The sequence below is a fragment of the Clostridia bacterium genome (assembly GCA_017405765.1).
GTDB lineage: Bacteria > Bacillota > Clostridia > Oscillospirales > RGIG577 > RGIG577.
In genome coordinates, this window is the sequence record JAFQZS010000050.1 from 40,732 (window position 1) to 53,975 (window position 13,244).

14 protein-coding genes are annotated in these 13,244 nt (G+C 48.4%); 6 read left to right on the plus strand and 8 right to left on the minus strand.

Translation table 11 applies throughout. The features are described 5' to 3' along the window. Positions 1-20: 20 nt before the first annotated feature. From IJG50_09185 to IJG50_09195, 3 genes are all read left to right on the plus strand, one after another. Positions 21-554, plus strand: a complete 534-nt coding sequence (locus IJG50_09185) for a prolyl-tRNA synthetase associated domain-containing protein (protein ID MBQ3380013.1) — start codon at positions 21-23, stop codon at positions 552-554. A 170-nt stretch (positions 555-724) separates the two neighbouring features. Beyond that, complete coding sequence (locus IJG50_09190; protein ID MBQ3380014.1) at positions 725-1,366, plus strand: ECF transporter S component; 642 nt, start codon at positions 725-727, stop codon at positions 1,364-1,366. A gap of 18 nt (positions 1,367-1,384) precedes the next feature. Continuing rightward, positions 1,385-2,146 (plus strand): type III pantothenate kinase, encoded by a 762-nt coding sequence (locus tag IJG50_09195; protein ID MBQ3380015.1) that lies wholly within the window; start codon positions 1,385-1,387, stop codon positions 2,144-2,146. Positions 2,147-2,610: 464 nt separating this feature from the next. Here the strand turns inward: IJG50_09195 and IJG50_09200 are convergent, their stop codons facing one another. The 3 genes from IJG50_09200 to coaBC all read right to left on the minus strand — a co-directional run bounded on the left by IJG50_09200 (position 2,611) and on the right by coaBC (position 5,287). Continuing rightward, positions 2,611-3,228 carry a hypothetical protein gene (locus tag IJG50_09200; protein ID MBQ3380016.1) on the minus strand — a complete coding sequence of 206 codons (618 nt, stop codon included), beginning with the start codon at positions 3,226-3,228 and terminating at the stop codon, positions 2,611-2,613. 355 nt (positions 3,229-3,583) lie between these two features. Next, positions 3,584-4,084: a GNAT family N-acetyltransferase gene (locus IJG50_09205; GenBank protein MBQ3380017.1), complete on the minus strand. Its 501-nt coding sequence runs from the start codon at positions 4,082-4,084 to the stop codon at positions 3,584-3,586. Between the two features lie 6 nt (positions 4,085-4,090). Next, complete coding sequence (gene coaBC, locus IJG50_09210) at positions 4,091-5,287, minus strand: bifunctional phosphopantothenoylcysteine decarboxylase/phosphopantothenate--cysteine ligase CoaBC (GenBank protein MBQ3380018.1); 1,197 nt, start codon at positions 5,285-5,287, stop codon at positions 4,091-4,093. Positions 5,288-5,444: 157 nt separating this feature from the next. Between coaBC and IJG50_09215 the strand changes: the two genes are divergently transcribed. Together IJG50_09215 and IJG50_09220 are read left to right on the plus strand one after the other, a co-directional pair. After that, entirely contained in the window at positions 5,445-6,260 is an 816-nt protein-coding gene (locus tag IJG50_09215) for a MoxR family ATPase (GenBank protein ID MBQ3380019.1), read from the plus strand. A gap of 16 nt (positions 6,261-6,276) precedes the next feature. Then, positions 6,277-7,464, plus strand: a complete 1,188-nt coding sequence (locus tag IJG50_09220) for a VWA domain-containing protein (GenBank protein MBQ3380020.1) — start codon at positions 6,277-6,279, stop codon at positions 7,462-7,464. A gap of 37 nt (positions 7,465-7,501) precedes the next feature. Here the strand turns inward: IJG50_09220 and IJG50_09225 are convergent, their stop codons facing one another. Further along, positions 7,502-8,134 carry a recombinase family protein gene (locus IJG50_09225; protein MBQ3380021.1) on the minus strand — a complete coding sequence of 211 codons (633 nt, stop codon included), beginning with the start codon at positions 8,132-8,134 and terminating at the stop codon, positions 7,502-7,504. 364 nt (positions 8,135-8,498) lie between these two features. On the opposite strand from IJG50_09225, the gene amt reads away from it, so the two are divergent. After that, on the plus strand, positions 8,499-10,256 hold the full coding sequence (gene amt, locus IJG50_09230; protein MBQ3380022.1) for an ammonium transporter: 1,758 nt from the start codon (positions 8,499-8,501) through the stop codon (positions 10,254-10,256). 47 nt (positions 10,257-10,303) lie between these two features. Here the strand turns inward: amt and IJG50_09235 are convergent, their stop codons facing one another. From IJG50_09235 to cobT, 4 genes are read right to left on the minus strand one after another with little or no spacing between them, the layout of a single operon-like run. Continuing rightward, positions 10,304-10,864, minus strand: coding sequence for a histidine phosphatase family protein (locus IJG50_09235; GenBank protein MBQ3380023.1), 561 nt, complete (start codon positions 10,862-10,864; stop codon positions 10,304-10,306). After that, positions 10,861-11,625 carry an adenosylcobinamide-GDP ribazoletransferase gene (cobS, locus tag IJG50_09240; GenBank protein MBQ3380024.1) on the minus strand — a complete coding sequence of 255 codons (765 nt, stop codon included), beginning with the start codon at positions 11,623-11,625 and terminating at the stop codon, positions 10,861-10,863. Before cobS ends, IJG50_09235 begins: the two co-directional genes overlap by 4 nt. Continuing rightward, on the minus strand, positions 11,612-12,133 hold the full coding sequence (locus IJG50_09245; GenBank protein MBQ3380025.1) for a bifunctional adenosylcobinamide kinase/adenosylcobinamide-phosphate guanylyltransferase: 522 nt from the start codon (positions 12,131-12,133) through the stop codon (positions 11,612-11,614). The genes cobS and IJG50_09245 overlap by 14 nt, the downstream gene beginning before the upstream one ends. A 32-nt stretch (positions 12,134-12,165) precedes the next feature. Next, a complete protein-coding gene (gene cobT / locus IJG50_09250; protein MBQ3380026.1) occupies positions 12,166-13,236 on the minus strand; it encodes a nicotinate-nucleotide--dimethylbenzimidazole phosphoribosyltransferase in 1,071 nt (356 codons plus the stop codon). Positions 13,237-13,244 lie beyond the last annotated feature (8 nt).

A 13,244-nucleotide genomic window follows, 5' to 3' on the forward strand; every position in this document is an offset into this window, starting at 1 on the left:
TATCCGGAGGCTTTGATCAAATGGAAATATTTAGCGGCCGTCCCGCCGACACAACGGGACGAAGCGAACGTGAAATAAAGACTTACGATATGCTCGACCGTTTGGGCATAGAATATCAGCGAACCGACCACAACCGCGCGCGCTCGATGAACGAGCTTCACACCGTCGACCTTACGCTGGGCATTATGATATGCAAGAACCTTTTTCTTTCAAACAGACAGCGCACAAAGTTCTACCTTCTTATGATGCCCGCAGGCAAGCCCTTTAAAACGAGCAAGGTGTCTCCCCAGCTCGGCATATCGAGGCTTAGCTTTGCGCCCGAGGAATACATGGAGCAGTTTTTAGACCTTCATCCGGGCAGCGTAAGCATTATGGGACTTATGAATGACCGCGACGGGAAAGTGCAGCTGATAATCGATGAGGACGTTATCAAAGAAGAATATATCGGCTGTCACCCCTGCGAAAACACGACGAGCCTTAAAATAAAGACGGAGGATATTTTAGAGCGCTTCCTCCCCGCCGTGGGCCACGAGCCGATAATAATAAAGATATAGCTTTTGCCGCGATTTTTTCGCGGCTTTTTTGTTTACATTCTGTTAATTATTTTTTTCACAAATCACTTGAATATTTTAATATTACATTGTACAATACAAGCGTATTCGGTATTTCCAAAATATTTGCGCTGCACCCGCACATGGGGCAACAGCAAGGAGGACGAATTATTATGAACAACACAGCAGGAAGTTCTAAGATCCGCTGGATGGTAGGCGTCGCGCTGATGGCTGCCATCATCATCATTCTGGCGAATACGCCTTTGGGGCTTATCCAGCTCCCGATCATCAAGGCGACGACCGTTCACATTCCCGTCATTATCGGCGCGATACTGCTGGGCCCGCTGGCAGGCGGTATCCTCGGCGGCGTGTTCGGTATCTGCTCGCTTGTAAGCAACACCGTAGCTCCCACCCTGCTTTCCTTCGCCTTTTCTCCCTTTTTGAGCACCACCGGCGTACCCGGCGCGCTTAAAGCCGTTTGGATAGCCGTAGGCTGCCGCATACTTATAGGCGTTGTAGCCGGATGGGTATGGAAAGCATTTTCCCGCTCGAAGGTAAATGATTTCGTTGCGCTTCCGATCGTAGGATTTATCGGCTCGATGACTAACACGATACTCGTTATGGGCAGCATTTACGTGCTTTTCGCACAGCAGTATGCCGAAGCGAGAAACGTGGCTCTCACCGCCGTATTCTCCCTCGTTATGGCTACTGTAACGGCTTCCGGCATACCTGAGGCGATCGCCGCAGCAGTGCTCGTGACCGTAATAGGCAAAGCGCTCTTAAAGGCTTTCGGCGGACGCTTTATCAAAAACTGATACCGGAGGAAAAACATCATGCTCTTGGCAATCGACGCCGGCAATTCAAATATCGTTGTCGGTCTTATTGAAAACGACGAGATAGTAAAGGTTTTCAGGATCTCCACTGATACGAGCAAAACGGCGGACGAGTATCTTATATCTTTCCGTCAGCTTATGGATGTGGGCGGCGTTGACTATAAAAAGATCGACGGCGCAATAATATGCTCCGTAGTGCCTCCGATAAAATCGGCGCTCACGGGAGCCGTAAAAATGCTTACGGGACTCGATCCGCTAATAGTAAGCGCAGAGCTCAACACGGGGCTTTTGATAGATATAGACAATCCCGCGCAGCTCGGAAGCGACCTCATAGCCGACGCTGTGGCAGCAGTCAGCGATTATACGCTTCCCGCCATAGTTTTCGATATGGGCACCGCAACAACGATATCCGTGATAGGCAAAGACTCACGCTATTTGGGCGGAGTTATCATGCCGGGGCTCAGGCTTTCCTTGAACGCGTTAAGCTCGCATACTTCCCAGCTCCCCAAGGTATCCATAGAGGCTCCCGAAAGCTGCATCGGCCGCAACACCGTTGATTGTATGAAGAGCGGCAGCATTTTCGGCGCGGCGTCGATGATGGACGGAATGATAGAGCGCATTGAAGACGAGCTGGGCGAGGAAGCCTCGGTCATAGCGACGGGCGGTCTTTCTCAGTACGTAGTTCCCGAATGCAGACGCGAAATAGTATACGACGAAAACCTTCTTCTTCGCGGTCTCAACAAAATATATAAAATGAATTAAGTAAGCTTATCCGTTATACCGAATACGAGACGAATACGAATATAAAGCCCCGCCGAATAAAACGGCGGGGTTTTTCAGTGTGTCAAAAAACTACTTTTTGACACACTGCAGACTTTCAAAAAAGAGGGGCCAATGCTTAAAAAAACGGCGCGTCGGCGTATTTTTATACGGCAGAGGCGTTTTTTAAGGATAGATGAAAACCCGCCAAAAACGTAAGCTTTTTGGCGGGCAAAACCAACTCAAGAATATTAAGCTTTTTATGTTGGCTTGTTTAAAGATATTGAAACAGCTTTAATGATTTAATGAAAAAATGTTTTTTCATCGGTGGGGCTCTTTTTTGGCAGTCTGAAGCCCCGCCGAATAAAACGGCGGGGCTTTTCATACAAGCGAAAAAGCGTACGCCTGTGCGTACGCTTTTCGCTAAAGACTTCATGATATGAATATGAAAGGGAAAAATGAATTATTTACTCAGCTGCATCTGCCGTAAGGCTCGTTATAATAGCAATTACGTCAGCGTCGTCGGGCGAAATGGTATTGCCGTCAGTGGGCTGCCAGATATCTACCGCAAAATAGCCTTCGCCGTCAACGGCACTAAGAGACGTAAGGTTCATGCTCGAGCTGTAAGCGCCCTCTGCGCCGCTCCACTCGCGATCGCCTATCGTTACGCCTGCAACTTCCTCATAGGAATCGAACACGCCGGTCACGAGATAGTACGAACCGCTTGCGCTGTAAGTAATGTCTATGCCGGGCTTTCCGTACATATCGTCTTCGCTGGTCGCGCCCTTATATACCTTTAACTTGCCGGGCTCGGACTGCGGGAATGCCTTCCAGCCGTCGGGAACCATTACGCTGAATGCGCCGGTGTCGCAGATCTCGCCGCCTGCAACCGAAGCTGCAGCGTCCGCAGCGGCGTCAGCTGCTTCGTCAACTGCTGCCGATGCGTCGTCAACTGCTTCGTCAACTGCTTCCTGCGCCTGATCTGCCGCGTCCTCAGCCTTCTTCTGGCTGCTGCATGCCGTAAAAGCAAATACGCACATAGCAAGCGCAAGTATGAGGGCTAAAACCTTAAAACTTTTCTTCATTTCTTATCTTCCTCCTTGATGTTTTTTCGGGAAATGTATATAAATTTTATCCCTTACAGCTTAATATGCATAGTCAAAAAGCATTATGCCAAAACAAAAAAGCACAACGTCAGAGGCTTTTATAAGCCTTTGATATCATGCTTTTATCTTATATGTATTCGTTTTTTCGAGTATATCTCCGTGCGAAAAAAGACAGAATTATTCTGTCTGTCTGTCTGTCAGTGAAAATCATACCCGAACGTTTCATAATGTCAATACTCCGAATAAATAAAACCGTGCAAAATTTTTTACAAGCATATTATACATAAACACTATACGTTTTTCAAGTCTTTTGACGAAAAAAACGCCGTTTCGGCTATAAAGCCTTCTGCCTAAGTATACCTTCGTAAAGTCCGTCCACGCACGTTCCGCACGGCGTATATCCCCTTACGGCGTAATAATACTTAAGAGGCTCGTTGCCGACCGCCGAGTCAAGCCGCATATAATCCATGCCGTTAAGCTTTGCGTACGTCTCCATGCGCTCAAGAAAAACGGAGCCCGCTCCCTTTTTTCTTATGTCCGAAGCAAAATTATGAAGATAATACGCTTTCACGTCGTTTTCTGGCCATCTTTCGTCTTGGGTCTTTATAACTGCCGCCGCTGCAAGCGCGCCGTCATACATATCTATAAGAACGAACACGCCTCCCCTTTTTCTGTATCCCTCGTAGTACTCCAAAGGATATACTTCGGTATAATGAGTCTTGTTCCACTGCTCTATGCCCACCTCGTCCATCCAGCGTATGCGCGCCTCTATGAGTGAAAACATGAGCGGCAGCTCATCTTTTTTTATTCTTCTGAATATATACCTTTCGTCCATTTACATTTACAGACCCATCTTTTCCGCGATCATCGTAAGCAGAACATCCGCCGCATCTTCCTTAGATAAAAGCGGTAGCTCTCTCGCCTCGCCGCGCGTTATTACCGTGAGGATATTCGTATCCCCCGCAAAGCCCGCGCCCTTGACTTTCACGTTGTTTGCGGCTATCATGTCGAGATTCTTCTTTTCAAGCTTCTTTTTCGAGTTTTCGACCATGTCGCGCGTTTCCATCGAAAATCCGCATAAGAACTGGCCTTCGCGCTTCATGCTTCCCAGGGTCGCTATTATATCCTTCGTGCGCTCAAGCTCTATCTTCATATCGCCGTCGCTCTTTTTTATCTTGTCCTCAGCGGCAACTGCCGGTCTGTAATCGGCCACAGCCGCCGCTTTTATAACTATATCGGCTTTGTCGAAGCGGCTTACAACGGCGTCGTACATATCCTGTGCCGAAACGATATTTACTACCTCTACGCCCTCGGGCGGCGCTATCGATACGGGGCCGCTCACAAGCGTGACGCGCGCTCCCCTTAATGCGGCGCGCTTTGCTATCGCATAGCCCATCTTTCCGCTAGAATGGTTAGTTATATACCTTACGGGGTCTATAGCTTCGCGCGTCGGCCCCGCCGTAACGATGATATTCTTCCCCGCAAAATCCTTCTTTTCGTAAAGCGCGCGCTCAATACACTCAAGCATCGTCTGCGGCTCGACCATTTTGCCAAGTCCCACCGCGCCGCAGGCGAGCCTGCCGCCGACGGGACCTATTATCTCCCAGCCGTATTTTTTAAGCGTTTCTATATTGTCCTGCGTCACGGGATTTTCGTACATCGCCGTGTTCATCGCGGGCGCGATGAGCTTTTTGCAGCGGCACGCAAGCGCGACCGTAGTGAGCATATTGTCGGCGATGCCGTGCGCAAGCTTTGCAATCGTGTTGGCCGTAGCGGGAGCTATTATAAGCACATCCGCCGAATCGGCAACGGCTATATGCTCCGTTTCCATGGTGAAGTTTCGGTCAAACGTGTCGATAAGGCACTTGTTCTTACTTAGGCTCTCCATCGGTATCGGCGACACTATCTTTTCTGCCGCTTCTGTCATGATAACGCGCACGTTCGCGTTCTTTTTTACGAGCATGCTTACGAGATTCGGTATCTTATAGGCGGCTATACCGCCGGTTATCCCTATTACTACAGTTTTTCCGGAAAACATTTTAATCCTCCCCAAAAAGACTTGTTTTGATTATATTTTATCATAAAGCGGCGCTTTAGTATACACTTTTTATTTTTTGACGTTGAAGCTTTATTGTTGACTTTTATATGCCCCAGACTTTATAATTAAATCAAATATGTTTAAAGGTGGTAAGCAAATGGAATTTACGCAATTTAAGGGCAGCGAAGAATATGTAGTATCAAAAGAACTTACTGATGCTGTCAACATAGCAATGGCTCTTGAGAAGCCGCTTCTTATAAAAGGCGAGCCCGGCACAGGTAAAACCATGCTCGCGCAGGCCATCTCGAACGCACTCGGCATGGACCTTATAATATGGAACATAAAATCAACGACGAAGGCGCAGGACGGCCTTTATGTATACGACGTCGTACAGCGTCTTTACGACAGCCAGTTCGGCGGAAACAGTGTTGACGATATAGAAAAGTATATCTCTCTCGGCAAGTTGGGCGAGGCGTTCGCCTCCGACGAGCAGAAGGTGCTTCTTATAGACGAGATAGACAAGGCAGACCTCGAATTCCCGAACGACCTTCTTTGGGAGCTTGACAAGATGGAGTTCTATATTCCCGAAACGGGCAAGACCATCAAGGCAAAGCACCGTCCGATAGTTATTATAACCTCGAACGCGGAAAAGGAACTGCCCGGCGCTTTCCTTCGCCGCTGCATATTCCATTATATAGAGTTCCCGAACGAGGAGCTCATGCGCGAGATAGTAAAGGTGCATTATCCCGACCTTGAGGAGAATATTCTCGCTCATGTTATGGAAGCCTTCTATTGGATACGCTCCCTGCCCGATATCCAGAAGAAACCCTCTACTTCCGAGGTCATCGACTGGATAGCTGCAATACAGGCGGCAGGCATCCCCTATGATACGATACGCGAAACGATACCGTTTGCCGGCGTGCTTTTAAAGAAGAACGAGGATATAGACCAGATGCACGCGAAACTCGGCTGATATTGGAGGTTTTTTTGTGTTTGAACCTTTCTTTTACCTGTTGAAATCTCGCGGCGTTCCCGTATCCTTAAACGAGTGGATGACTCTTACCGAGGCTCTCGACAAGGGACTCGGCGGATCGAGCTTTACGGGCTTTTATTACCTTTGCCGCAATATACTCGTTAAAACGGAGTCCAATTTCGACAAGTTCGACGCAGCCTTTCTTGATTATTTTAAAGACGTGCCCTTCCCCGGCGAGATACCCGAGGAATTCCTTAAATGGCTCAGCCGCAAGCAGGTCAAGACGACCGAGATAGACAAAAAGCGCTCAGCATGGCTTGAGGATCTTACGCTTGAGCGCATGGAAGAAATGCTTAAAGAGCGCTTAACGCAGCAGAAGAAGGAGCATAATAAAGGCAAGTTCTGGGTCGGCACGCGCGGTGTAAGCCCCTTCGGCCACAACGGCGCCGCTCCCGTAGGCATTAGAGTTGCAGGTCAGGGGCGTCACGGCGGTGCGCTCACCGTTGCAGGGGAACGCAGATACCGCGACTGGAGCAACGACAACACGCTTGATACACGCCAGTTCGTTATGGCGTTTAGGCTGCTCAGACAGTATTCATCGCGCATAGAAGCGCCGAAAACGGAGCTCGACATAAACCAGACGGTACGCGAGACCTCAGATAATGCAGGCAATCTGAAGATAGTTTACGGCAGACCGAGAAAGAATACCGTAAAGCTTCTCCTGCTCATAGATTCGGGCGGCTCGATGGAGTATTACAGCAAGCTTTGCAGTATGCTTTTCCAGGCGGCGATGAAGAGCAATCATTTCAAGGATCTTAAGGTATATTATTTTCATAACTGCATATATTCAAGGCTGTATACGGAACCCACTTTGGATCCGACGAAGATCATCAAAACAGAGCGCATGATGAAAAACATTTCGCCTGAGTATAAGGTCATAATCGTAGGCGATGCGTTCATGGCGCTCGACGAACTTGATTTCAGAAGCTATTACAGCTACGACGCCGGCGAAAATTCAAGCGGTCTTGAGTGGCTCAGAAGGATAAAAAAGAGATATCCCCATACAATATGGTTAAATCCCTCCTTCCAAAGCCTGATAAACAGAAAAAGCGAATCGCGCCGCGTGATCGAAAACGAAATAAAGATGTACCCGCTCTCCCAGCAGGGACTTGCTGCAGGTCTTAAAAAGCTCTTGAGAGACTAAAGATTATTTAATAAAAAAGCTTTGGCAGAATGCGTTCTTACGCTTTGCCGAAGCTTTTTTGTTCCTGCGCTTTCAGCTCTTCCGTCCTCACCCACTTAAGGAACGTCTTATGAGTGATACCCATTCTGTTCGACGCTTCTCTTGCAGAAATACGGCCTTCCATATATTTTGATTTTATTTCATTAAAACCATGCGGGGGCTTCTTCGGTCTTCGCCCCAACTTTACCCCGTTCGCCTTTGCCGCCGCTATTCCTTCAGCCTGCCTCTGTCTTATAAACTCACGTTCCGTCTGCGCCACATAGCTTAAAAGCTGCAAAACTATATCGGCAATGACCGTGCCCGTAAGGTCCTTTTTCCCCCGCGTGTCCAAAAGCGGCATGTCCAGCACGACTATCGCCGCATTTTTATCCTTCGTTATTATCCGCCACTGCTCCAATATCTCTTCGTAGTTTCTTCCCAGTCTGTCAATGCTTTTTATCACCAGCGTATCGTTTGGCTTCAGATTATTTAGCACACGAATATATCCGGGACGATCAAAATCCTTTCCCGAGAGCTTATCGCCGTATATATTTCTCTTTTCTATGCCGAACTCTCTCATTGCCTCGATCTGACGTTGTTCATTTTGGTCATGCGCCGACACGCGGATATAGCCGTATGTAATATTTTTCATAGTATAACCTCCGTTGGCCAATGATGCTTTTTTGTCTCATTATACTTATATTACCCTTCGATATTTTTCACATATTTTCTTAGAAAAAGGTGTTATTTCTGCATTTTTCACCGAAAAGAAAAAAATATGCGCAAATATATTGACATCATTTTACTTGGCGATTATAATGCGAATTGTAAAACAAAGGCGTTTTTAAGCATATCCGCTTAAAAACGTCTTTTTTGTTTTAAGCTCATAATGATCCGCGCGGCAAGACAACGGCGTCTTCGGGAATACTCCCAAAGGCGCCGTTTTTTGAGTTTAAAACATGTTTTTTCTAAAAGCCGTTCATTATAGCGGCAAACATTATAAGGAGATGATATAAATGGATGACGTAATTAGAGAGTTGGTTTCTGCCTCTGCGTCCGAACAGGTCTTCGGCGTGTGGTTTCTTATAGGAGCCGCACTCGTATTCTGGATGCAGGCAGGCTTTGCAATGGTAGAGGCCGGTTTTACGCGGGCAAAGAATACGGGCAACATCATAATGAAGAACCTTATGGACTTCTGCATCGGCACTGTTGTTTTCATACTCATTGGCTTCGGCCTGCTGATGGGAGAAGACGTTCTGGGCTTTATAGGAAGACCCGGCTTCGACCTGTTTACGGCATACGCGGATTTCGATTTTTCCGGCTTTGTATTTAACCTGGTATTTTGCGCCACTACCGCTACTATCGTTTCGGGCGCGGTGGCAGAACGCACCAAATTCCTTTCTTACTGTGTTTATTCTGCCATTCTCTCGGCGCTTATATACCCCATAGAGGCGCATTGGATATGGGGCGGAGGCTGGCTTTCGCAAATGGGTTTTCACGATTTTGCGGGCTCCTGCGCCATACATATGGTCGGCGGTATATCGGCCTTAATAGCCGCTAAGATACTCGGTCCTCGTATAGGAAAGTTTACTTGCGACAAAAACGGAAAAGTTACAAAGGTAAACGCCTTCCCTGGCCACAACATTGCTCTCGGCGCTTTGGGCGTTTTTATCCTTTGGCTCGGATGGTACGGATTTAACGGAGCTGCAGCGACTACCGTTGACCAGCTTGGCTCGATCTTTCTTACGACTACCGTTTCCCCCGCAGTTGCTACCGTCGTATGCATGATATTTACATGGGTAAAATACGGCAAGGTAGACGTTTCGATGTGCCTTAACGCTTCGCTTGCGGGACTCGTTGCGATAACCGCAGGCTGCGACGTTACGAGCGCCTCGGGAGCGGCTGTCATCGGCGCGGTCGCAGGCTTGCTTGTCGTATTCGGCGTATGGCTTCTCGATCATAAGCTTCATATTGACGATCCCGTCGGAGCAGTTGCGGTTCACGGAATAAACGGCATTTGGGGCACATTGGCCGTTGGACTGTTCGCAACTTCCGACGCGCCGGGATATGCCGTTTCAAATGCATCGGGCGAAACGCTTACAGGCCTTTTCTACGGCGGCGGATTTGAGCTTTTGGGCATACAGGCTTTGGGCTTTGTCTGTGTTTCGGCATGGACAGCAGTGACAATAACGATTGTTTTCCTTATTATCAGACATACGATAGGTCTTCGCGCTTCAAAAGAAGATGAGCTTGCGGGCCTCGATGCATCGGAGCACGGTCTCCCCTCTGCATATGCCGGCTTTGCAATGCTGCCCGATTACGTTGACGAGGGTGCTGCGCCCGTCGTCGTTTCGGGTGATATTCCCGTTTCCGAGGCCGTTCCCGTAAGAAAAATGCCCGTTTTCAGCGATGATAGACCTAAATTCACAAAGGTCGAGATAATCTGCAAGGAATCTCGCTTTGAAACGCTTAAAAATGCGCTTATGGATATAGGCATAACAGGAATGACGGTATCGCACGTTTTAGGGTGCGGGCTCCAAAAGGGCAAGCCCGAATTTTACCGCGGCGTTCAGATGGAGGCCACTTTGCTTCCCAAAATACAGATAGACATCGTTGTAAGCAAGGTGCCCGTCCGCAGCGTTATTGAGACCGCGAAAAAAACGCTCTATACCGGACATATAGGCGACGGCAAAATATTCGTCTACGACGTTGAAAACGTAGTAAAGGTGCGCACCGGCGAAGAAGGCTACGATGCGCTGCAGGATGTGGAATAGCGTATATATTACAAAACCGGCGTGCCGCAAAGCGCGCCGGTTTTACGTTACAAAAAGACTATCGTCTTCCCGTTATATCGTCCCCGTATGTATTCCCCGTTTTTTATGTGATATTCATAAAAATCTCGCTTCGGCGTCGCGCGCGCCTCGAGTATCGCCATTATCACCCCTCCGTGGATCACAAACGCGGCACTTGAGCCGTCGGGCACGCTTCTAATCGCTTCATCAAAGGCTTTTACGCATCTTTCCTTAAAGTGCGCAACACTTTCACCATTCGGTATATCGGAGAGGCAGCCCGATTCGACCCACGCGCGGTATTCGGGGCAGCATTCTAGCTCGCGCGCCGTCTTTCCCTCGAATATGCCGAAGTCAGTCTCCTTAAAGCCTTCGTACATGATAAATCGCCTCTTCGGAAATATAAGCTCTGCAGTTTCGTAAGTCCGCTTCATCGGGCTTACAAAAATATGATCGGGGGTAAATCCCTCTTTTTTAAGCGACAGCGCCTGTTTTATGCCCTCCGCACAAAGCGGCTCGTCCGTTCGTCCGACGTATCGCCTCAAAAGATTGCCCGCCGTCGCTCCGTGGCGGATAAATATAACGTCGATCATCTTATAAGAGCTCCTATCAATACGCCGGCAAGGCATAAAAGCTCGCAGACTTCTAAAAAAAAGCCCGCCGTATCGCCGGTAACTCCCCCAAACTGCTTCATTGCCGTATGTGTGTATAAAAGCACCCACAAAACCGAAAGCACGGCGGCAAAAATGCCGCACGGCGGCGATATTATTATCATAAGCACGCACGCAGCCGCCGCTGTTATAAGCGCCGCAAGCTCCGCTTTCGATTTTTCGGTGCTTTCGGTATAGTAAAGAAGCATGCCCATGCCTCTCGCATTCGGAAGCCGCAACGCCAAAAAGGCCGAAAGCGCGCGCGATATAATGAACACAGGAAAAGCCGCAGAAAAAGCCCTCAATATATACAGCTCGTTTGTCAGCGCGAAGTATATTATAAAATATACTACGATATAGATAAGAGCAAAGGCTCCCGTGTGAGGGTCCTTCATTATTTCAAGCTTTCGTTCGCGCTCTCTGTGCGAACAAATCGCATCCACCGTGTCCATGTAACCGTCGAGATGAATGCCTCCCGTTATAATTACAGGCAAAGCGGACGCGACAGCCGAAAACATAATACCGCTTAGTCCTGCGGCAGCTGAAAGCTTATACCAGACTAAAAGAATAACGCCGATTATAACTCCGACTGCCGGAAAAAAGCATATGGCGTATTTCATCGTGCGTTCGTCAAACCGAGACTGCGGCACGGGTATCGCGCTGTAGGTTGACAGCGCGGTAAGAAACGCTTTAAAAAATATCATTTTCTGAGCCTTTCACATATAAATGTTTTTTATTCTTCATTATGATAACAGCGTTCGCCGAATTTGAAAGCTTTTCGTTCAATTCGTTAAGCGCGCTGATATAGTGCGCGGTATCTTTATCAAAGCCTTCTTCGGTAAGTCCCGATATGGTAACGGCAACGAGGATATCGCATCTGTCCTTAAGCTTCAGAATATCGGAATAAACGCTTTCCAAAGAACCCCTGCCTTCAAAAACAGTGTTCGCAAGCAGATTAGACACATCCTCAAGAAGCACGGCGCTATAGCGCGCGATATCTGCATCGCTCACCGAATACTGAAGCTCAAGAGTTTTAAAGCCGTATCGTGCGCGCGCAGCCTTATGCTTTTTTATACGTTCATGGTTTTCTTCGGTCACCGGCGTCATCGTCGCTATATAATATCGCTTTTCGCCGCTTTTTAGAATAAGCTGTTCGGCAAACGCGCTTTTGCCGCTGTTGTTTTCGCCCATTACAAGCACAAGCCTGCCCATTATATCCTCCCGCAATTTATGATACGCTAAGCCTATATTTCGCGCCTTATATCTTCAAGGTACGAATCGTCAATACCCGCCTCATCAAACGTCGCCATATTATTGACGACCTCGCACGAAGCTCTAAGCGCCGCAAGCGCGAACGGGCAGCCGCTGCCCTCGCCAAGGCGCATATCGAAATCAAACAGCGGTCTAACTTTAAGCGCCTTTGCCGCCTCTTTATACCCTAGTTCAACAGATGCATGGCTTGGTATCAGATATCCCAAAACGTTCGGACAAAGCTTTACGGCGCAAAGTGCGGAAACAATGGAAATAAAACCGTCGATGACTGCAGGCTTTTTAAAATATGCCGCGCCTAAAAACGCGCCGCACATTGCCGCTATATCAAATCCGCCGACTTTTGAAATGACGTCTAAAACATCGTTCTTATCCGGCCTGTTTATTTCTAAGGCGGCGCGTATAACTGCTTTTTTGTTTTCAAAAGCCGCGTCAGTAAGACCGCCTCCGCGCGACGTCACGCTTGTTACATCTGTATCCAAAAGCGCGCAAAGCACCGCAGAGGCCGTTGTCGTATTTCCTATACCCATCTCCCCTATACCTACGGCGTCGGCTTTTGTTATCTCCACAACTTCAAAGCCCGTAAGCACAGCCCTAAGCGCCTGATCTCTTGTCATGGCTGCGCCTGTCGAAATGTCATGCGTACCATAGGCTATCTTTTTATTTATTACATCCGTGCATGAAACATCGCCGTTTATGCCCACGTCGCAGACGGTCACGCCGCAGCCGAAAGTCTTAGCCAAAACAGCGGCTCCCGTTCTGCCCTGTGCAATATTTACGGCTTGCTTTAACGTAACGCTCTGCGGCGCGCTCGATACGCCTTTTGAAACAACGCCGTTGTCTGCGGCGAACACCAGAAGCTGCGTCTTTTTTATCTCATTGTGGACCTGTCCCGTTATCCCCGCTGCCTGGACCGACAGCGCTTCAAGCCTTCCCAAGCTTCCAGGCGGCTTTGCAAGCCTGCTTTGACGCTCTCTCGCCGCATCCATTGCCGCCGTATCGAGCGGGCGCACCGAAGCTTTAAGATAGTTTAACCTTTTCTCCATATACGCCT

Excerpts from the sequence above, each read along its gene's own strand:
- IJG50_09245 (MBQ3380025.1), bottom strand. The coding sequence starts at position 12,133 with ATGGGCAGGCTTGTGCTTGTAATGGGCGAAAACAACAGCGGCAAAAGC.
- IJG50_09190 (MBQ3380014.1), top strand. The coding sequence starts at position 725 with ATGAACAACACAGCAGGAAGTTCTAAGATCCGCTGGATGGTAGGCGTC.
- IJG50_09235 (MBQ3380023.1), bottom strand. The coding sequence starts at position 10,864 with ATGATCGACGTTATATTTATCCGCCACGGAGCGACGGCGGGCAATCTT.
- cobS (MBQ3380024.1), bottom strand. The coding sequence starts at position 11,625 with ATGATATTTTTTAAAGCGTTTCTTACCGCGCTGTCAACCTACAGCGCG.
- IJG50_09215 (MBQ3380019.1), top strand. The coding sequence starts at position 5,445 with ATGGAATTTACGCAATTTAAGGGCAGCGAAGAATATGTAGTATCAAAA.
- IJG50_09195 (MBQ3380015.1), top strand. The coding sequence starts at position 1,385 with ATGCTCTTGGCAATCGACGCCGGCAATTCAAATATCGTTGTCGGTCTT.
- cobT (MBQ3380026.1), bottom strand. The coding sequence starts at position 13,236 with ATGGAGAAAAGGTTAAACTATCTTAAAGCTTCGGTGCGCCCGCTCGAT.
- IJG50_09225 (MBQ3380021.1), bottom strand. The coding sequence starts at position 8,134 with ATGAAAAATATTACATACGGCTATATCCGCGTGTCGGCGCATGACCAA.
- amt (MBQ3380022.1), top strand. The coding sequence starts at position 8,499 with ATGGATGACGTAATTAGAGAGTTGGTTTCTGCCTCTGCGTCCGAACAG.
- IJG50_09185 (MBQ3380013.1), top strand. The coding sequence starts at position 21 with ATGGAAATATTTAGCGGCCGTCCCGCCGACACAACGGGACGAAGCGAA.
- IJG50_09205 (MBQ3380017.1), bottom strand. The coding sequence starts at position 4,084 with ATGGACGAAAGGTATATATTCAGAAGAATAAAAAAAGATGAGCTGCCG.
- coaBC (MBQ3380018.1), bottom strand. The coding sequence starts at position 5,287 with ATGTTTTCCGGAAAAACTGTAGTAATAGGGATAACCGGCGGTATAGCC.
- IJG50_09200 (MBQ3380016.1), bottom strand. The coding sequence starts at position 3,228 with ATGAAGAAAAGTTTTAAGGTTTTAGCCCTCATACTTGCGCTTGCTATG.